General features: G+C 27.7%; 16 protein-coding genes and 2 pseudogenes. 17 read left to right on the top strand and 1 reads right to left on the bottom strand.

The annotated features are described in order from the left end of the window. Positions 1 to 50 precede the first annotated feature (50 nt). Positions 51 to 1,592, top strand: a complete 1,542-nt coding sequence (locus tag OW729_RS00935) for a BCCT family transporter (protein ID WP_268059519.1) — start codon at positions 51 to 53, stop codon at positions 1,590 to 1,592. A 258-nt stretch (positions 1,593 to 1,850) separates the two neighbouring features. Here the strand turns inward: OW729_RS00935 and OW729_RS00940 are convergent, their stop codons facing one another. Next, the gene (locus tag OW729_RS00940) at positions 1,851 to 2,405 is read right to left on the bottom strand and encodes a helix-turn-helix domain-containing protein (RefSeq protein ID WP_268059520.1); all 555 of its coding nucleotides are present in this window, start codon (positions 2,403 to 2,405) and stop codon (positions 1,851 to 1,853) included. Between the two features lie 495 nt (positions 2,406 to 2,900). Between OW729_RS00940 and OW729_RS00945 the strand changes: the two genes are divergently transcribed. The 16 genes and pseudogenes from OW729_RS00945 to OW729_RS01015 all read left to right on the top strand — a co-directional run bounded on the left by OW729_RS00945 (position 2,901) and on the right by OW729_RS01015 (position 20,892). Beyond that, the gene (locus OW729_RS00945) at positions 2,901 to 4,265 is read left to right on the top strand and encodes a GntP family permease (RefSeq protein WP_268059521.1); all 1,365 of its coding nucleotides are present in this window, start codon (positions 2,901 to 2,903) and stop codon (positions 4,263 to 4,265) included. 49 nt (positions 4,266 to 4,314) lie between these two features. Beyond that, positions 4,315 to 5,688, top strand: coding sequence for a D-serine ammonia-lyase (dsdA, locus tag OW729_RS00950; protein WP_268059522.1), 1,374 nt, complete (start codon positions 4,315 to 4,317; stop codon positions 5,686 to 5,688). Between the two features lie 101 nt (positions 5,689 to 5,789). After that, entirely contained in the window at positions 5,790 to 6,905 is a 1,116-nt protein-coding gene (locus tag OW729_RS00955; RefSeq protein ID WP_268059523.1) for an alanine racemase, read from the top strand. A gap of 248 nt (positions 6,906 to 7,153) precedes the next feature. Continuing rightward, on the top strand, positions 7,154 to 7,705 hold the full coding sequence (locus OW729_RS00960; RefSeq protein WP_268059524.1) for a sigma-70 family RNA polymerase sigma factor: 552 nt from the start codon (positions 7,154 to 7,156) through the stop codon (positions 7,703 to 7,705). Then, the gene (locus OW729_RS00965) at positions 7,695 to 8,813 is read left to right on the top strand and encodes a DUF4367 domain-containing protein (protein ID WP_268059525.1); all 1,119 of its coding nucleotides are present in this window, start codon (positions 7,695 to 7,697) and stop codon (positions 8,811 to 8,813) included. The genes OW729_RS00960 and OW729_RS00965 overlap by 11 nt, the downstream gene beginning before the upstream one ends. Before the next feature lie 3 nt (positions 8,814 to 8,816). Continuing rightward, on the top strand, positions 8,817 to 9,719 hold the full coding sequence (locus tag OW729_RS00970; RefSeq protein WP_268059526.1) for an ABC transporter ATP-binding protein: 903 nt from the start codon (positions 8,817 to 8,819) through the stop codon (positions 9,717 to 9,719). Next, positions 9,716 to 10,567: an ABC transporter permease gene (locus tag OW729_RS00975; RefSeq protein ID WP_268059527.1), complete on the top strand. Its 852-nt coding sequence runs from the start codon at positions 9,716 to 9,718 to the stop codon at positions 10,565 to 10,567. The genes OW729_RS00970 and OW729_RS00975 overlap by 4 nt, the downstream gene beginning before the upstream one ends. 161 nt (positions 10,568 to 10,728) lie before the next feature. Next, a complete protein-coding gene (locus OW729_RS00980; RefSeq protein WP_268059528.1) occupies positions 10,729 to 11,400 on the top strand; it encodes an FMN-dependent NADH-azoreductase in 672 nt (223 codons plus the stop codon). A 125-nt stretch (positions 11,401 to 11,525) separates the two neighbouring features. Next, complete coding sequence (locus OW729_RS00985) at positions 11,526 to 11,945, top strand: RrF2 family transcriptional regulator (RefSeq protein WP_268059529.1); 420 nt, start codon at positions 11,526 to 11,528, stop codon at positions 11,943 to 11,945. Between the two features lie 498 nt (positions 11,946 to 12,443). After that, on the top strand, positions 12,444 to 14,153 hold the full coding sequence (locus OW729_RS00990; RefSeq protein ID WP_268059530.1) for a methyl-accepting chemotaxis protein: 1,710 nt from the start codon (positions 12,444 to 12,446) through the stop codon (positions 14,151 to 14,153). Positions 14,154 to 15,031: 878 nt separating this feature from the next. Next, positions 15,032 to 16,069: pseudogene (locus OW729_RS19450) on the top strand (HAMP domain-containing protein); the annotation flags it as partial. A gap of 51 nt (positions 16,070 to 16,120) precedes the next feature. Beyond that, positions 16,121 to 16,897: pseudogene (locus OW729_RS19455) on the top strand (methyl-accepting chemotaxis protein); the annotation flags it as partial. A 533-nt stretch (positions 16,898 to 17,430) separates the two neighbouring features. Next, positions 17,431 to 17,964 carry an RNA polymerase sigma factor gene (locus tag OW729_RS01000; RefSeq protein ID WP_268059532.1) on the top strand — a complete coding sequence of 178 codons (534 nt, stop codon included), beginning with the start codon at positions 17,431 to 17,433 and terminating at the stop codon, positions 17,962 to 17,964. Continuing rightward, the gene (locus tag OW729_RS01005; protein ID WP_268059533.1) at positions 17,961 to 19,424 is read left to right on the top strand and encodes a DUF4179 domain-containing protein; all 1,464 of its coding nucleotides are present in this window, start codon (positions 17,961 to 17,963) and stop codon (positions 19,422 to 19,424) included. Before OW729_RS01000 ends, OW729_RS01005 begins: the two co-directional genes overlap by 4 nt. A 122-nt stretch (positions 19,425 to 19,546) precedes the next feature. After that, the gene (locus OW729_RS01010; protein ID WP_268059534.1) at positions 19,547 to 20,068 is read left to right on the top strand and encodes a DUF4825 domain-containing protein; all 522 of its coding nucleotides are present in this window, start codon (positions 19,547 to 19,549) and stop codon (positions 20,066 to 20,068) included. A 239-nt stretch (positions 20,069 to 20,307) separates the two neighbouring features. After that, entirely contained in the window at positions 20,308 to 20,892 is a 585-nt protein-coding gene (locus tag OW729_RS01015; protein WP_268059535.1) for an ECF transporter S component, read from the top strand. Positions 20,893 to 21,142: the final 250 nt, after the last annotated feature.

Genomic DNA, 21,142 nt, shown 5'->3' on the forward strand with positions numbered 1-21,142 from the left:
CACTTTCATATTAACATATAAGTTGTCACTTGGTCAAAGGGGGAGATTTAGTGATTGGTTTAATAGATAAGATTAAAAGGGAAAGAGTATTTTATATTTCAAGTATTAGTTTAGTAGGTATATTAATTTATGCATTTTTTAATATAAATACTTTTCAAGCAGGTTTAAATAAAGCACTCAATTTTTTACTCAACAAATGCTATTGGTTTTATTCTGCAGTTATGTTAAGTTTTTTTATATTTTGTGTATATCTTATAGTAAGCAAATATGGAAAAATAAGATTAGGTGGAGATAATGAAAAGCCTGAGTATAAGTTTATATCTTGGCTCGCAATGCTTTTCTGTGCAGGAATGGGGATGGGACTTGTTTTTTGGTCTATATCAGAACCATTAATGCATTATACAAATCCTCTTAAAGGTCAGCCTTTTACTGAGGAAGCAAAAAGGTTTGCTCTAGGAAAGTCATTTTTACATTGGGGTACTGCAGCTTGGGCATGTTACGCAATTCTTGCACTAATATTAGCATATATGCAGTTTAGAAAAGGGAAGCCTGCTTTAATGAGCAGTGCTTTAATACCTCTTATAGGAGAAAAAAGAGCTAAAGGGTGGCTTGGAAATTTAATAGATATATTAACTATTTTTACTACTGTAGCAGGAGTTATCACTTCACTTGGACTCGGAACTTTGCAAATCAATGCAGGGCTTAATTTTTTATTTAATATTCCGGAAAATATAAAGGTAAAATTAATATTGATAGTTATAGTAACTATTTGCTATATGACTTCAGCTATTTTAGGAATTAATAAAGGGATAAAAATTTTATCTGATACTAATCTATTTATAGCGGCTTTGGTTATTATGCTTACGATAGTTGTAGGACCTACATCACATATGATAGAAAATCTATTTATAGGTTTAGGTGAATATGGAAAAGAAATTTTAACTACTAATAATAATATATTTTTACATGGTGATTGGTATAATAAATGGACTTTATTTTACTGGGCATGGTGGATAGCATGGGCTCCGCCAGTAGGAATATTTATAGCCAGAATTTCAAGAGGAAGAACTATAAGAGAATTTTTGCTAGGAGTATTGATAGTACCATCTTTATTATGCTTCGTATGGTTTACTGTATTTGGAACTATGGGATTTAATGTAGGAAGTTCATTAGCATTAGAAGCAGTTAAAAATACACAAACAACATTTTTTATTATTATAAGTAAGTATCCTTTGGGATTTTTAATATGTAGTTTGGTCATGATTTTATCAATGATATTTTTTGTAACTTCAGCAGACTCTTTTACTTTCGTTTTAGGAATGCTTTCTTCAAATGGAGATTTAAATCCTAAGAGTTCAAAGAAGATTATATGGGGAATAATTCAAGGTGCTTTAACTGTAGTATTCTTATTAGCAGGAGGTCTGGAAATGGTGCAGACAGCTTCTGTAGTAGCTGCTTTTCCTTTTGCCTTTGTAATGATATTTTCTATGATTTCTTTCAAGAAAAGTCTAAAAGAAGAAGAAGAGGCGGTATTAAGAGATAAGGTTGTAAAAGAAGTTGCAATAGGACTGAAACAGAAGACAATGGAATAATGTAATTATGCAACATTGTGAATAAAAATAAAAGAATATTAGTAATGAGTTTCAAATTTAAAATAGCATAATACATGATATTCATATTGAAAATTTAATATATAAGAATTTATTTTCAGATAAGTTTTAGAATTTTAGGGATTTATTAAGCGTAGCTTATGGAGATTTTTAATCTACAAAGCTACGCTTTAGTTTTGTAATTTAGAAAGAAAAAATGTATTAGTAAAAGGTATATGTTAGAAATTATATAAGTAGCATTTAAAAGTATGGAGGAGTAATTGCAAATATAACATGTGCATCTTTATCATAAGAGTTTTCCCACTTATGCTTTACATTTGGAGGGATTTTTATGCTATCTCCAGTATCCAATATAATTAAATTTCCATCTATATATATATTAGTTTTACCACTTAAAACAAAGGCTATTTCCTCTCCTTCGTGTCCCATCGCATCTTCAGAAGAACAAGAACCAGGGGTTAATTTCATTAATAAAGCTTCAAGTTTACCACTTAAATCAGGGCATAACAATTCATAGGAAAGATCCTTGCTTTGAGGAAATATAAGTCTTTTTCGTTCATCGGCTCTTACAACTAACTCATCTGTGTTAATTGAGTCCATGAAAAAATGAAATAGAGGAACTTGTAGAGCTTTTGAAATAATTTTTAGGGTATTGATAGAAGGGTTAGCAATACCTCTTTCAATTTGACTTAACAGGGAAGGTGTAACTTGTGCTAATTCGGCTAATTCCCTTATAGTTAAATTTTTAGCTTTTCTGTATTCAAGTAATTTTTGTCCTATATTTATATCACTCATTTTGCTTAGGTCTCCTTTAATTGTGTTAATGAAAATAATTATACCACAAATTTAAATTATTTTTAACGATTACTAAAAAAGAAATTAAATTTAATTGAACATAAATAAAATTTAAGGATATTAAAAAATATATTAATTAAATATGATTTAATTTTGTTAAATTGTATTGACATTAATAAATATAACTGTTAAATTATATTTAAATAAATCAATTAAAATTAAATTATATTTAAAAACATAAAAACAGGTTATAATATATTTTTAAATATAATTTTACAAATCTAAGTAAACGTTTAATAACACTTATAATACATAAATAATTTTCAAATTTTTTAATTACATGAAAAATAAATTATTGCTATTAACATGGATTTTATATTAGCTTTTGTGTAGTTACTTATCTTTTATTTAAGGGATATATTTAGGAGCTCCAATATAAAACCTTATTTATAAGAGAGTTAAATACTCAATATAAATTAATAAGGAGAGATATACATGAATTTAACATCACTATTGATAGTAGCAGTAGTACTTAGTATTTCTACTTTAGTTTTATTAGTAATCAAAGCTAAGATTCATCCTTTTTTTTCAATAATGGCAGCAACTTTTGTTTTTGCTTTATTTTCAAGAATGGGAGCCGATAAGGCTTTAGAGGCTTTTAGTAGTGGATTGGGAGATACTGTAGCTGGTATAGGTATTGTAATTGCTATAGGTACTGTTACAGGAGTTCTTCTTGAGAAATGTGGAGCAGCTGAGTCTATGGCAAAAGCTATATTAAGAATAACAGGGAAAAAATATGCAGCATTAGGTTTAGCAATAACAGGTTTTTTCGTTTCTATTCCAGTGTTTTGTGATTCAGCATTTGTTATATTAGCACCTATTGCTAAAAGGTTGAGTAAGGACACAAAAACAAGCATGACAACAATGGCGGTGGCACTTGCAATGGGACTGCACACAACACATATGCTTTTGCCACCTACACCAGGACCATTAGCTGTATCCGGGATAGTAGGAGCAGATTTGGGATTAGTAATTGGCATTGGTTTTATTATTGCTATACCAGTTATGCTTGCTGGGTATATTGTAGCTAAAAAATTTGGTTCAAAACCCCAATTTGAATATTTCATCTCTGATGATGAATTTACGGAATTTATAGATGAAGAAAATAAAAATATTCCAAGTACAATAGAAGCATTTATCCCTATATTAGTTCCTAGTATATTGATGATTATAAAAACAGTAGTTGATTTTAAATATAAAGATTTAGAAACTAATGGATTTGTAAAATTTGTACAGTTTATTGGTGTACCTATAATTGCCCTATTAATAGGAATGTTATTAGCATTAAAAACCTATAGAAAGCTAAGGCCTAATGATAATACAGTTTGTTCTTTTGAAGGAGAATTTGGAGAAGCTTTAAAAACCGCAGGACAGATTGTACTTATAGTAGGCGCAGGGGGGGCTTTTGGTGGAGTATTAAAGGCATCACCACTAAAGGAGTTATTAGTATCTACTTTTTCGAGTATGAACATAGGAATATTTGCACCATTTATAATAGGGGCTATATTTAGGACAGCAATAGGTTCAGGAACAGTTGCCATGATTACAGCAGCTACTATTTTAACCCCTATGATAGATGCTCTCGGATTTGGATCTCCATTAGGAAGAGTGGTTGCTATGATTGCATGTGCTGCAGGGGGATTCATGGTATTCCATGGAAATGATGATTTTTTCTGGGTAGTTACATCTACATCAGAAATGGAGCCTTCAAAGGCATATAAAATACTTCCTTTAGCTAGTATATTCCAATCCATTACTGCATTAGCATGTGCATTTATACTTCAAATGATTTTGTTGTAATTATTATAATTTATTAAAATAAAAACATATTAGAAAAGAGGTAATTTACATGAGAAATAGGGAAATATTAAATAAAAATATAGATGAGTGGATTAAAGAGTTCCCATTAATTAAAGAGGTAGTTGACACAAAAATGGTATTTTGGACAAATCCAAAGTATAATAGTTTTGAAGAAGCAATTAAAAAGGTTTCACTAAATGAAAAAGATGTGGAAGATGCAGAAAAGAGACTAGAAAGGTTTGCTCCATTTATAGCTAAACATTTTCCTGAGACAGAGATATTAAATGGGCTTATAGAATCACCTATAGTTCGTATCCCCAAAATGGAGAAAGCTTTAGAAAATATGTTTTGCCAAGAAATATTAGGGGACATGCTTTTAAAAATGGATAGTCATCTTGCAATTGCTGGTTCTATAAAAGCTAGGGGAGGAATTTATGAGGTATTAAAGCACACAGAAGATTTGGCATTAGAGCATGGATTAATAACTTTAGAAGAGGATTATTCCAAACTTGCCAATGAAAAACACAGAGAGTTTTTTAGTAAGTATACTGTGCAGGTAGGTTCTACTGGAAATTTAGGTATGAGTATAGGAATTATGAGTGCAAAAATAGGATTTAAAGTTATTGTTCATATGTCATCAGATGCAAAACAATGGAAAAAGGATTTATTAAGAAGTAGAGGGGTTATAGTTAAAGAATATGAATCTGATTATAGTAAGGCAGTAGAGGAAGGAAGAAAGCTTTCAGATGCTGATCCAATGAGTTATTTTGTTGACGATGAAAACTCACGAAATTTATTTTTGGGGTATTGTGTAGCAGCGGGAAGACTTAAAAAACAATTAGAAGGAATGAATATATTTATAGATAAAGAACATCCTTTATTTGTGTATCTTCCTTGTGGGGTTGGCGGAGGTCCAGGCGGTGTTGCCTTTGGATTAAAGTTAGCATTTAAAGATAATGTACATTGTTTCTTTGTTGAACCAACTCATTCGCCATGTATGCTTCTTGGTATGATGACAGGAAAACATCAGCAAATATGTGTACAGGATTTTGGAATTGACAATATAACGGAAGCAGATGGTCTTGCTGTAGGAAGACCATCCGGATTTGTAGGCAATACGCTAGAGGAGTTGTTAAGTGGTATTTATACTATAGAAGATAATAAGTTATATGTATTATTAAGTAAGTTAATTGATACAGAAGGAGTTAAATTAGAACCATCAGCTTGTGCAGGACTTATGGGACCGGTTAATTTATTAAAAAATGAAGTTAAAGTAAAATATTTAAACAAAAATAATATTTTTGATAATATGGAAAATTCATATCACGTTGTTTGGGCTACTGGTGGTAGTATGGTGCCAGATGATATAATGAATGATTACTATAATAAGGGTAAAGAGTTAATAGAATCAATGATACAATAGAGTGAATAATTTATTAGGGTTATTAAAGTAGGTTTTAAGAGAATATAAAAAACAATGCCTTTGAAACAAATCTAAAAAATAGAATTGGAGGGATACTAGAAGTGAAAATTTTTGATTTACCAACGCCAAGTTTTATTGTTAATTTAGATATACTAGAAAAAAACATTAAGGATATACAAAAACTTTGTGATGAAAATAAAAAGGAATTATGGCCAATGGTAAAAACCCATAAAAGTACAGAAATTGCAAAAATGCAGATGGAAGCAGGTGCAAAAGGATTTTTAGTTGGAACAATCGATGAAGCTGAGAAGCTAAGTGAAAAAGGGGCAAAAAATATTACTTTTGCATATCCGTTTTGTGGAGAAACTAACATTGATAGAATTATAAATATTTCTGAAAAAACACATTTAATTCTAAGTTTTGACAATGAGGAAGTAGCAATTGAATTTGAGGAGAAATTGAGTAAAGTTAATAAAAAAATGGATTATTTAATTATTGTAGATAGTGGCTTACATCGTTTAGGGGTTAGTCCTTATAAAGTAGTAGAGTTGGCAGAGAAAATGAAAAAATTTAAACATCTTAAACTTAAAGGTATATCTACTCATCCAGGGCAAGTTTATGCTTCCGCTAGTTCAGTAGAAGTTAGTAAATCGGTAGATGCAGAGTATAATACTCTTAGAAAAGCATTAGAAGAGTTAAATAAAAATGGATTTGAAATAGAAATAATAGCAACGGGAAGTACACCAACTTTTTTCTCTTCAGTAAAAAATAAACTTATAAATGTCCAACGTCCAGGAAATTATGTGTTTTATGATAATATTCAAATAGGGTTAGGTATTGCAAAAGAAGAAAATTGTTCTTTAACTGTATTAGGTACTGTTATATCTAATGCTCAAAATGGTCAATTAGTATTAGATGTGGGTAGTAAGTGCTTAGGGCTTGACAAAGGGGCACATGGAATATCATTAACGAGCGGGTATGGACATATCAAAGGGCATGAAGAATTGATTATTGAAAGCTTATCAGAGGAAGTTTCAAAAGTTAAAATTTGTGGTGAAACAGATTTAAAGGTAGGAGATAAAGTAGAAATTATACCTAATCATGCATGTTCGAGTGCAAATATGACTGATTATTTAATTGGGTATAGAAATGGTTTAGTTGAAGAAATATTATATATAGATATTAGAGGGGGGTCTAGAAAACCACCTATAAAATAAGTTAAATAGTATTTTTGATATATAAGGTGCTAATTAAGACAGTAGTATTAATCGTAGAAAATTTGTGGATATACGTAAGTTTAAAAAAATCTATAAAAATAAAAACTATTGAAGAAATATAAAAGCAGTTAATGAAAACATGTAATTTCATTAACTGCTTTTTTAGTAGGAAAAATTTTATTATTATATGTATATAATAAAATTTAAAAATAAGTGTCATTTTTTTAAAACCTGCGGTGTTTATATTAATGAACGGGAGAGGAGGGATTAATATTTTTGGGATCCCAAAGCGCAGAAAAGTGAAAGAACATGAATTTCAGATAAATTATGAAAAATATTATTCTATAGTTTATAAGCAACTTTATTACTTAGTTGGAAGTAATGAACTGGCAGAAGATTTAACTCAAGAAGTTTTTATAAAATACTATAACTCAAAGGATGAAATAGAGTTTTTAGGTGCATGGCTTTCAAAAGTTGCAGTAAATACAGCTTTTAATTACTTAAGAGGAGAAAAAAGAAGAATAAAAAGAGAAGAAGATATTTTTGAAGAAGTAAATAACATTTTTTCCATGGAAGATGAAGTATTTAGAAGTGAGCAAATTAAAGAAGTAAGAAAAATTTTGGGTAATATACCAGAGAAGCAAAGGATATGTTTAATTTTAAAGTTTTCGGGATATTCTTATGAGGAAATTCACAATGTAACAAATATTCCTAAAAATAATATAGGGCAACTTATTTCCCGCGGCAAACAGAAATTTTTACAACTATATAATAGAGAAGGTGAATTCAATGTGCTATAAATTAGAAGAACTGCAGGAGATAATTGACAATACTTATGAAGGAGATATAAATGAAGCTTTGTTCCACATAGAAAATTGCTCTCATTGTAGGACAAATTTTCAAAGATTAAAGCAACAAGATAAGTTTATAGAGAGTGCTTTGCAAATAGATATGGAAATACCGCATCGTCGTCCAATTAATATTAAAACAGTAGATTTTAAGGAGAAAAGTAAGAGGAGGATTTTTAATATGAGTAAGAAAACTAGAAAATGGTCCGCAGTAGCAGCTGGAATTGCTTTGTGTGGTGGATTATTATGTATGGAGCCTGTTAGAACAAAAGCAGCAGACTTTTTAAAGACTTTTCGTATGCAAGAAATTACAAGTATTTCAGTTAATCAATCTGATTTTAATGAGATAAACAAAATATTTTCTCAGGGGAAAGGTTCTACAAACATAAATGATATTGCTAAAATAGATGTTTCTTCAAATGGAAAAAATGTTGATTTACAATCTCCAAGAAGTGAAGAAGATATAAAGAGACAGTTAGGTGTAGAAAATGTAATTAGGCCATTAAAAGGCTTTGAGTATAGGTATATTTCTAAACAGCCAAAAACAACTGTATCTATAAAATTAGATGTAAATAAAACTAATGATATATTAAGTTACCTAGGTGAAAAAAGTAAACTTCCTAAGTCTTTACATGAAAAGACTTTTTCTCTTCAGGTGGGAGATATAGTGACTTATGATTTTGCAGAAAAGAGTTCTGATAATAACAAAGAAAAAAAATATATTGGTGTGACTAAAATGAATGAGCCAACAATACAAATTCCTAAAGATATAGATGAAAAAGAGGTTATAAAAGCGTTATTTTCTATGAAATTCTTACCAGAAAATATTAAGAAACAGTTTATGGGAATTGATGATTTGACATCTGTAATCCCAATACCTTATGATTCAGAGCACCAAAGTAAAAAAGATATAACTATTAATGGACAGAAGGCTGTTTTAATTGAAAATAAAAAATTACATTATATAAATCTATATTTTAAAGAAAAAGATGATTTATATATTATAGACAGTAATCTTACAGTTGATGAAGTGTTATCTTTTGTCAAGGAGATGAAATAGTATATGGTTATAGAAACTTATAATTTGACAAAGCAATTTAATGATAAAGGTGGATTTAAAAATATTTCCCTCTCTGTTAAAGAGGGGGAAGTGTTTAGTTTTTTGGGCAAAAACGGTGCGGGTAAAAGTACATTTATTAGAACTTTAGTGGGAATGCTTTATCCTACAGATGGAAGTGGATTTATTCTAGGAAAGCCCATAGGAAATATTGAAGCTAAAAAGAAAATGGGATATCTCCCAGAGTTGTTTCAATATCACAGTTGGCTTACAGGTTATCAGCTTTTGTTTAATCATGGACTTTTATATAAGATGAATAAAAATGATCTTAAAAATAGAATTAGCGAAGTGCTTGGAATAGTTGGCCTTAAAGGACATGAACATAAAAAAATAAATCAATATAGTAAAGGAATGAAGCAGAGGATTGGATTAGGATGTGCTATATTATGTGACCCAAAACTTCTTTTTTTAGATGAACCAACTAGTGCACTAGATCCTGTTGGAAGAAAACATGTTAGAGATATTATTTTAAGATTAAAAAATGAAGGTAAAACTATTTTTTTAAATACTCATTTATTAAGTGAAGTAGAGTTGGTATCAGATAGAGTTGCAATTTTAGATAAAGGGGAGATAAAAAAAATCGGAACTCTTAAAGAGCTTATGTACTCACCTTTAGTTCTTTCAATAGGAAATTGTAGTGAAAAAATAATAAGTGAATTAAAAAGTTTTGATCCTTGTTTGCAAAAAATAGAGAATGAAATTGAAATGCATATACATAATGATGAAGTTATTCCTAAAATTGCAGAAAGTATAGTAAAAAACAAAGGGCTTTTATATATGATGAAAAGAAAAGAAAATATACTTGAGGAATTGTTTATTAAAACTGTAGGAGAGGAGGAAGAAGCATGAATACTATAATAAGACTTACGTTTCTTGAAATGAAAGAAAAGAAAATACTACACATTACTATTATACTTACCCTTATTTTTCTTGCTCTTTATGGAATTGCTGCAAAGTATGCATATGCTGGTTTAGCAAATCAAGATGCTGTTGTTAAATTGGGTTTTTTGAGCCAATTTGTATCTATGGGTATTTATGTTGGTGGATTTATAATAGCTTTTTTATCTGTATTTTCAAGTGTAGGTGCAATTTCATCGGACATTGAAAATGGTACTTACGATGCAATTTTATCAAAACCTATAGCAAGATATGAAGTGGTACTCGGAAAAATTATTGGACTTTTATCAATACTTATTCCTTATGTAACTATAATGTATTTAGGTATTATAGGTATAAATATATTTTTTGGAAAAGGAGAGGTTATTAACTTTACCTTAGTGGCAATAATAAAATCTTTATTGATAATTTATATTTTGCCTATACTTTTAGTTTCAGTAGGGATATTTTTAAGTTGTCGTACATCAACAGTAGGAGCAGGAGTTATATTAGTTATTTTATATTTTTTAGGTATGATAGGAGGACTTTTAGAAAAAATAAGCTTTGTTTTAACAGATCAGGTTGCAAAATCAGTTATTAGTAATATAGGAATTATAACAAGTCTTATAATTCCTTCGGATATAGTATATAGAAAAGCATCTTCTATTTTATTTACAACTAAGTCGGGATTGAATTTTAATATAGACAGTATGCTGGGTGGAAATGTTCAGCCTAGTTCTTTTATGATGATTTATATTACTTTTTATATTATAGCTATGATTATTTTAGCCACTAGAAAATTTCAAAAGAGAGATTTGTAGATAACTTAAATAGAGAAACAAAAAAGTAAATACCAGTATAAAATATATGAATGTAAACTGTTTTTATATCTTATTTTTTATATAAATTATGAGGGGATATAATATCTGAATAAATTAAAATATTAAGCAAAAAATAACCGTATATTTTGGAGGTGGTTATTTTGAAGAAACTATTATATATTTCTGTTAACTCAAAGCCAGAAAATATGTCAGTAAGTAAAACTGTAGGAAGGGAGTTTGTAAATAAATTCCTTAATAAAAACACAGATCACATTTTAGAAGAATTAGATATTTATAACCAAGATATACCAGAATTAAATCATAAATTAGTCAATGGGGTGGCAGATACAGTTTATGGTTCAGAGTATAATGCTTTGTCACAAGAAGATAAAAAAGCAGTTGATAGAATAAATCAATTGTGTGATCAATTTGTAAGTGCTGACACTTATGTAATTGCTGCACCAATGTGGAGTGTAAGTTTCCCATCTAGATTTAAAAGATACTTAGATTGTGTTATACTTAATAATAAAGTAATAAAAGTGTCACCAGATGAGATAAAAGGGCTACTTAATGATAAAGAAAGAAATATGATTTATATTCAATCTTCAGGAGGAATTTATCCAAAAATATTTAATGGACAATTTAATCATGGAGTTGATTATTGTCATGATATATTTAAATTCCTTGGTATAAATAGATTTGAAAAAATACTTGTTCAAGGTGTTAATATGCCTGGAATTGGAAGAGATGAAGCTATAAATAGGGCATATGAAGATGTTGATAGAGTTGTCAATAAACTATCTAGAGAACCAATATTAGGAGGCCGAGTGTAAAGAAAATTAAGTAGTAACTTAAAATTTAGATAAGGATTCATCAGCAAATATTATTGACATATAAATATAGTAATGATATATTAAACCTGCACTAAATAAGTGCAGGTTTAATTAGGAGGGATAATATGAGATTTAACCAGGAAGTAGATTATGCTTTGAGAGTTGTGTTATACCTATGCAAGTTAGGGTATGGTGAAAAAATAGAAGCAAAGGTTATTTCAGAAGAAGAAAATATCCCACTAAGATTTTTATTAAAACTTTTAAGAAAGTTAAAACATGCAGGTATTGTACAGTCTTATAGAGGTGTTAGTGGTGGATATGCTCTTAATAAAATACCCAAAGATATAGATTTAAAGAGCATTATAGAGGCTATCGAAGGACCTATTAATATAAATAAATGTCTTGATGATCCTACTCAATGTAATTTAAATAGAACAAGTACCTGTGAAATACATTCGGTTCTTCAAGAAATACAAAACAAAATACTTTTAGAATTAGAATCAGTAAATTTTGAACAAATTTTAGGAAAAAATTTAGATATTTAATGAAACTAAAGGGAGTATAAATAGGTTTATGTATAAATTTATTTATACTCCTTTTAGTTTGCTTTAACTACATAGGTGTTAGATGAACATTATCATATGATTCTTATTATCTTAAGATAATAAGAATTATAATAAAGTCAATTTATTTTATAAATAATAAAATTATAAAATAAAAAATAACTAAGAATTGTATCTTATATTACAAGATTTGAACAATGTGTTAATATATGCAAAGATTTTAAAAAAATTATTATTAACTATTGATTGTAAAATTAAAGATGATATACTTAAAAGGAAGTATATACAACATTTTGGTAAAAAATGTTTGTGGCGTTAAAAAATAATATGGCATTAAATAACATTAAAATTCGTGTTTCGAATTATTTTTTTTGGATTAAATCAAATAAAATGTAAAATAAAACAATATTACATTTAAAAGAGAAACTAATATTTAACAAACATAAGACTAAATTCAATTTTTAAGTGGAGGGAAAACTTATGAAAGCAAGTGTAAAAACCAAATTAATTTCGTTAGTAGTATTTTTTATACTACTAATAGCAGGAGAATCTATATACTCTAGTAGTGTTCTTAAAAATGTAAATCAACATTCTACTACTATAGCCTATAAAGCATTGCCATCTTTAAAATATTCTCAACTAGTAAATACCTTAACTTCTGATTTTAGAATAGCTCAATATGAGCATATAATATCTTCATCTAAAGAAGATATGGCTAATAATGAAAAAATTATGGAAGAATTAAATACTGAAATTCAGGAAAGTTTAAACAATTATAAAAATACTATTACTGGAGGAGAAGACGAAAAATTATTTAATGAAGTAACTAGTTCGTGGGAGCAATATTTGGCTTTAAATAAGAAAGTCATTGGATTAAGTAATCAAATGAAAACACAGGAAGCTATGGCAATAATGAAAGGGGAAGGTAAGAATCATTTTGATAAAGTTAGTGAAGACCTTCAAAAACTAGTTTCTTTTAATGAGAAAGCAAGTAAACAGTTAAGTGATGAAGGTGATTCAGCTTATAGTATGGTAAAAAAAATATTTGTAATATTAAGTGTTATAATAATAATTGCCAGTTCATTCATAGCATTTATTATTGTAAAAAGTATTTTAAATCCTATTAATTTATTAAAGGGTGAATTAGAAGTTTTAGCTACTAGCGGAGGAGATTTAACTAAAAAAGTTGAAGTTAATTCTAAGGATGAATTCAAAGAATTAGCAGATGCTTTTAATCAATTTATATCAAATTTAAGAGGAATTATTTTAGAAGTCAACAATAAAACAAGAATTACTACTGAAAATGTAGAAATTATAGCTAAGAATATGGAAGCATTAAATGGCGAGATAGAGGATGTCCATGCAACTACAGAACAATTATCAGCAGGAATGCAAGAAACAGCTGCATCTACAGAAGAAATGAATGCCACAGCATTTGAAATAAATCAAGCGGTTGAATTAATAGCTAAAAAAGCAGAAGATGGAGTAAGTTCTTCTTTAGAAGTAAATGAAAGAGCTGTGGCTTTAAGAGAAAAAGCATTAAATGCTGAAAATGATACAAGCACTATATATGACAGCACTAAAGAAAAATTAGAACAAGCTATAGAGGAATGTAAAGTAGTAGAAAATATAAACATATTCTCAGAAACTATACTTAATATATCTTCTCAAACAAATCTTTTAGCTTTAAATGCTGCTATAGAAGCTTCAAGAGCAGGTGAGGCAGGTAAAGGATTCTCAGTAGTTGCAGAAGAAATAAGAAAATTAGCTGAGCAGTCTAATCTTACTGTAAATGAAATTAAAAAAGTAACAGGTGTAGTATTAAGTGCAGTTGATAATTTATCTAATGGAGCTTTAGAAGTATTAGATTTTATAAATAATAAGGTGCTAAAAGATTACTCTAATATGGTTAAAATAGGTGATGATTACAAAAAAGATGCAGAAGTGTTTAACAGCCTTATGGATGATTTTAGTAATACTTCTAATGAAGTAAAGCATGCAATTAATAGTTTAACAACAGCTATAGAGGAGATAACTACCTCAACAACAGAAGGAGCTAATAATACTACTAGTATTGCTCAAAGTACTATGATAGTCACTGACAAATCAGGAGATATAATAAAACAAACAGAAGATTCAAAGGAAAATGCAGAAGGATTAATTGAAGTAATATCTAAATTTATAGTTTAATTATAGCTAAAAGATAAAACATTAGATTTTCAACTGAAATTTTGTATTATAAAAAAAATACCATAATTTTCAATGGAACTATATTTGTTATTGGGACAATTATATATTTTAAAATATATAAAAGATATAAAAATAAAAGAAAAAATTAAAGTAATGAAGACTATAAAGAAGGGAATAGATAATTTTGCATAATTATCTATTCTCTTTAATATTTAATAAGCTAAAAAATCACTAATATGATTCCCATTAAAAAACAGTAACATCCTGATATCTTTTCATTTAAGTGACTTTTAATGTAGTTAAATTTCTCATGCCAATAGTGGATTTATTTAAGTATCCTGTAGCTATTGTACTCAATATAAATGTAGCTACTACCATTTCTGCATATCTAAATATTATGGTTAGATGTTTTCAATTCTATAAAATAGAGTTACCATGCAAACTAAAAATATAAATGTATTTATTAATGTATTTATTTTTGTTTATAAATTAATCAGTAATCTGATTTTGGTATATAAAAGATTTCTATTAATTTTTATTTTAATATATTTAATTTATATTCCATATATGTAAATGAAAACGATTTATGTTATAAATTAGCTTTTATTGTTAAAAAACATATAATATTTGTTGAAGAATGTGGAATAAATGACGATAAAATAATTGCTATGCATAAATTACTAAAAAAAATGGGAGGTTGTGTTAAGGATTTACAAAAAGTAGACTAATGAAACTATGGAAATATAAATAATAAGAAAAATTAATAAAGAAGCAACATATTTTAAGTCCACTAAAAGACATGTATTACATTTTTTAAATATAAGCAATAACAAAAGAGGGAGGATGTTATGAAGTTTAAAAGTTTAAGAAGAAAAATGATGGAATATTTATTAGTTGTAATAGGCATTATTTGTTTAGGGTTTGGATATAGTTCTTATAAACTTGCTAATAGTGCACTTGAAAGTAATTCAAAGAACTTAATGTTACAAATGAGCAAACAGGCAGCATCAAGTGTAGAAGAAACTATTAATACAAAAATAGATATGGCAGAAATGATTGCTAATACACCAGTTATAAGAGACGAAAAGGTTACATGGGAAGTAAAAAAACAATTTTTAGAAAGTGAACAAAAAAAACATGGACACCTTATGTTAAGTATAACAGATTTAAATGGTAAATGTAGATTAATAAATGGCATGGTAACAGATATAAAAAACAGAGAATACTTTCAAAAAGCAGTAAAAGGAGAAAGCAATGCAACAGAACCTTTTGTAAGTCAAGATAAAGAAGATAATGGTGCTATGCTTATTACCTATTCAGCGCCTATTAAAAACTTGCAAAATAAAATAGTAGGTGTTTTAACTATAGTAAGAAGCGGTAATGATATAAGCGATATTACTAATAATATAAAATTTTGTCAAACTGGTGAATCTTATATTATAAATAAACAAGGGACAACTATTGCTCATAAAAATAAAGATTTAGTTGTAAAAATGGAAAATACTCAAAATAAGGTTAAAGACGATCCAACATTAAAAACTCTTGCAGATATAGAGAAAAAAATGGCGTCAGGTGAAACTGGAGTAGGAACATATGATTACAGTGGACTTAAAAAATATATAGCATATTCTCCTATAAAATCTACTGGATGGGGACTTGCAATAACAGTTGAAAAAAATGATCTTTTAAGTCAACTAGGAACTTTAAACAAAAGCATAGTATTTTTAACTATAATAGCATTAGCTATGGCTACTATAATTATTTCCGTTATTTCTGGTAAAATAGCTATAGTTTTAAAGGCATTGAGAAATCACATACAAGTTCTCTCAACAGGAGACTTTACTGCCAAATTTCAAGGGAAATATGAAAATAGAAATGATGAAATAGGAGATATGGCAAGAGCATTGAAATCAATGCAGGTATCAATAACAGATATTATAGAAACTATAAAGTCAAATTCTGAAAATATGGATGGACATTCATCAAATTTATCAGCTTTATCAGAAGAATTTACTTCGTCTACTGAAAACATATCTACAGCAATACAGCAAGTAGCAGAAGGAACGGGTGAACAAACGGAAGCTATAGGAAATATAGTCTTATTCTTAAATGAATTTAGTGATAGACTGAATAATATGGTAAATGATGTTTCAGAAGTTAATGATATGTCAACTAGAATAAGTGGTATGGCAAATTCTAGTAATGAAGATATGGGAAATGTAGTAAAATCTGTTGAAAAAATATCTGATGTGTATAATGAATTTATAGGTAAAATTTCTCAGGTTGGAACAAATATAGAGAAAATAAACGAAATAACAGCTTTAATTAATAGTATTTCAGAACAAACTAATTTATTAGCATTAAATGCAGCTATTGAATCAGCTAGAGCTGGAGAAGCAGGAAAAGGTTTTGCAGTTGTTGCAGATGAAATAAGAAAGCTTGCAGAAAAGAGTAGGGAATCATCACAAAATATATATGTATTGATTAGTAATATTTTAAAAGATACAAAAAATATGGTTGAAACCTCAGATATAATGAATGATGAACTAAAAAAACAAAAAGGAGATATAGATACTGCTATAAAATCATTTAAGTCTATATCAACAGCTGTAGAAGAAATGGATCCTAAAATAGAAAGTATAACAGAATCTGCTAAGAAAATAGAAGATAAGAAAAATACTATTTTAGATAAAATAGAATTTATATCTTCTGTATCAGAAGAAGTAGCAGCTTCATCAGAAGAAGTAGCAGCATCTTCAGAAGAGATGAATTCATCAAGTATGGAGGTTGCAAATTCAGCTCAGAACTTGGCTAATATGTCTCATGAGATGTTAGATGCTGTTGGGAAATTTAAAATAGAATAAACAAAGAAAAAACAATATAAAAAGTATCTAGGAATTTAGGATACTTAAAATGTAATCTATAGAGTAGACAATTAAAAAAATCTACTCTATAGTTTTTTTTATATAAATTTATATGAACTTTTTAAAGAAGATAATACTCTTATATATGGAAAGTAATAATTTATCCGATGCTTAACCATGCTAATACTCCCATTTTCTCTAAAGTGGGAATAAAGAATGCTACTACCATAGATAACGGTTTACCCCTAAAGGATAACGAATTCTAAGGAGTAAAACTTCTTAGAATTGTAATTGAGTAAATGATATAATTTTTCCAAACAATAGCTATATGGAATTTTAAATTATGCAGGTTTTTAAAAAAGAACATAATAAAGCTTACTTATAAGTTATAACTAGTAAAAAGAGGTGAGGGTGTGGATGAGATAAGCTTGGTTAAAAAGGCAAAAGAGGGAAATAAAGAGGCACTTATTAAACTTATTATGAATAAAAAGCAGGATTATTATAAACTTGCTTATGTATATATGAAAAATGAAGAAGATGCATTAGATATTATGGAAGATATGATTATTGTTTTATACGAGAATATAGACAAATTAAAAAAATGCGATGCTTTTTACAGTTGGAGCAAAACTATTTTGGTAAACTGCTGCAAAAAATTTTTAAAAAAACGAAAAAGAATAATATTACTAGATGATATTAAAGAAATATATAATGATGAAGTAGTTGATGATAAATCAATAGAAGATAAGAATAATGAGATTATGTTAGAAAATCATCTTTCAAAGTTAACTTTAAAACATCAAGAAGTAATAAAACTAAGATATTTTCTAGATTTAGATTATGAAACTATTGCAAAACTAATAAAAGTTCCTGTGGGAACGGTAAAATCTCGTATATCTATTGGAATTAAAAAGCTAAGAGAAAGTTTGGGAGGTGAAGAGTTTTGAAACAGGAAGAAATAGAAAGAATTCTAAAAAGTAAGAAAACAGGTATAGAGGAGTTAAAAGTTCCAGATGAATTAGAGGAAAGGTTAAGGGGAGCTTTAAAAAATATCAATTTAAAAAATAGTAATACAATGAAACAAAATCAAAATGATGATAATGAGAATTTAAAGAATAGAAGTTTAAAAAGCAAGGTAGTAGAAAAGTGGATAGCGAAGGTGGCAGCTATAATTATTGCTGTAACATTAGTTGGATATAACATTGATGGCTTGGCCTTTTATGGTAAAAAAATAATAGGATATGATGATGTTATGAATGGTACCTTAAAAAAACTTAATGAACTTGGCAAAGGTCAGAGTATAGATAAAAGTTATAGTTTTAAAAACGGAGCTATTGTTACATTAGATGGGGCTATGATTGATGATAATAAGCTTTTAGCTTTTTACACTATAAAAAATTCAAAAGGAAATGTAGATAAGCTTAATATAGAGTCTTCAAAAATTATAGAAGGAAGCAAAAGTAGCATTTATATGAGAAGCAGTGTAGGTTTACTAAATGATTCAAAAACTGAAATAAAATATAAAATAGAATTTGAAAAGCCTAATTTAAATGAAAAAGAGTTGAAATGGAGTTTTGTTTTAATAGATGGTAAATACAAGGAAACAGGAAGTATAGTTTTTACTTTAGATAAAAATAAAGCTATGGGACATACCTTAAAAAAGAATATAAACCAAAATATAAAAGTAGATGAAACAGAAATACGTTTTGACTCTATTGTAGCTTCACCAACATCTACTATTATAAAAGGAACTATTCAAGACATATTTGAGTTAGCTGTAGATGAATTTTTTGGAGGAGGTTTTAGACCTTCGTCCATGGAGATAAAATTAATTGCTAATGGAAAAGAGATAGAATGTCAAAGTGGAGAGATTAGTACAAATATGAAGGGGATAACTTTTCAGCAAGAATATGATGCTCTTCCAGTACCAATAAAAACATTGCAAATTAAACTTGGAAATTTTGAAGCTGATTATAGAGTTAATGAAAAAGTAAAACTTAAAAAAGGTGATATGGAAAAGGTAATCGAAATTTTAGGACAAAAAATACAAATCCATAAGGTTTACCAGGAAGAGGGTAACACCTATGTAAAAATCACTACAAAAGAAAATATACTTCTTTCGAAGATATACATGATAATGGATGGAAAAAAAATAAGCTTAGAAAAGACTATTTCTAATGAGAAACATATAGAAAATAAAGAAAATTTTAAAGACAAGGATAATACTGAAGAAGTAAAAGAAAAACACAATAATAATAATGAAAGTGATGTTAAAGATAAGAATAAATCTATAAATAATACTAGAATTCTTAAATTCAAAGGAACAGGGGAAACCCTTCAATTACAAATTAAAGGGTTAAGGTACAATAAAGTTTATAATAAAGTTATAGATGTGAAGGTGAATTAAAATTCTATGAAAATTGGATTAATAAATACTTGATTTTATTAATAATTGAAGAAGTTGCACAAATTCCTCAATTATTAAAAGTTAGCTTTAACAACTGCTAAATTTATTAAGGGGAGATTTATATGAAGAATAAATCAAAAATAATTATATTAATAATAATAATTTTTATAATAGGTTTAATAGGATGTAAAAATAAAACTGATACAATTATACAGAAAAAAGTAGAAAATATTTCTCAAGTAAAATTTAGTGATTTACAAAAATACAAAAATTCTTATGTAGGTGATAATAGTGCTGTAGGAAATATACTATACAATTTACCAGGAAATATGTATGATAATGGCTTTAGTTTAAAGACTGACAAACAACCATATGGAATAGTAGTTAATTATAATGTAAATACCAGCTTAGGAAAAGAAGATTATAATAACTTTTGGAATGGTAAGGAGCCTAAAGAATTTTTACAAGACAATGCGTTGATATTATTTTCATTAATAAAAAATGTTGATATCATAAGTTTTAATGTAGATAATGTAGGTATTTATGAATATAATAGGAAGGATTTAGAAATAAAATTTGGTAAAGATTTAAAGAGTATAGTAGAAGATGAATCTTCATTTAAAGAGTTTTTTAAAGCACATTAGAAATTTTATAATTTATAATACCAAATAAAATTAAACAAAAATTGTAATATCATTACTACAATAAATTCAACAATTTAAAACATATATATAAATAAATTATTGGATAATATATTTATTTTTACCAAAAAACATGGTAAAATTTCAATAGTCAGTATTCGCTAAGAAACTGAACTTATGTTAAAAAAATTTAAATTTAAAGACTTACATCCATTAATTGGAGTAAGAACGGAGGTAGTATCATGTCAGAAAAAGTTTTATCAAAATCAAAAATCTCAACAAAACAAATCACATCAATAGGTATGCTTTTTGCAGTAACTATTGTACTTGGAGCTACTGGATGGGGATTTATTCCTATTCCACCATTAAAATTAACTATAATGCATATACCAGTAATTATAGCTTCAATACTTGAAGGACCGATAGTTGGGGCTTTAACCGGATTGTTATTTGGTATTTTTAGTATGTTTCAAGCTATTAATACTCCAACGCCAGTTTCTTTTATATTTTTAAATCCTATAGTAGCGGTACTTCCAAGAATACTTATAGGAGTAACACCATATTATGCTTATAAGTTAATAAAGACAAGATGGAAAAAAGTTAATTTAGGACTTTCTGTATTGATTGGATCTTTTACTAATACTATCGGAGTAATGGGATTAATATATCTTATATATATAGATGAGTATGCTAATGCACTTCATATTTCTCATAGCTTAGCAGTTAAAACTATATTATTTTATATTTTAAATGGCTTTGTATCAGGATCATTTGCTGTTGTAGTATCTATGCCAATAATAATGGCAGTTAAGAAAATAAGAAAATAAGATTAAAGAATCCTCAAAAATTAAAATATATCCTATGAAGTAGATGATTATAAAAATTTATTTCATAGGATTTTTTTATTTAGGTGTAACTTTTCTTTAAGATATTCGAATAAGTAGTGTAACCAAATTAATTTAGCTATGTTTTAAAAATTTCTAACATAGAGTAAAAACTCCAGATGAAATTAGAATTTTGTTTATTATAATGAATTAAATAATTTAAAATATACCTAAGAAATAACTTCGAATTTTG

This window comes from Clostridium brassicae, from assembly GCF_026738875.1.
GTDB classification, from domain to species: Bacteria; Bacillota; Clostridia; order Clostridiales; family Clostridiaceae; genus Clostridium_H; species Clostridium_H brassicae.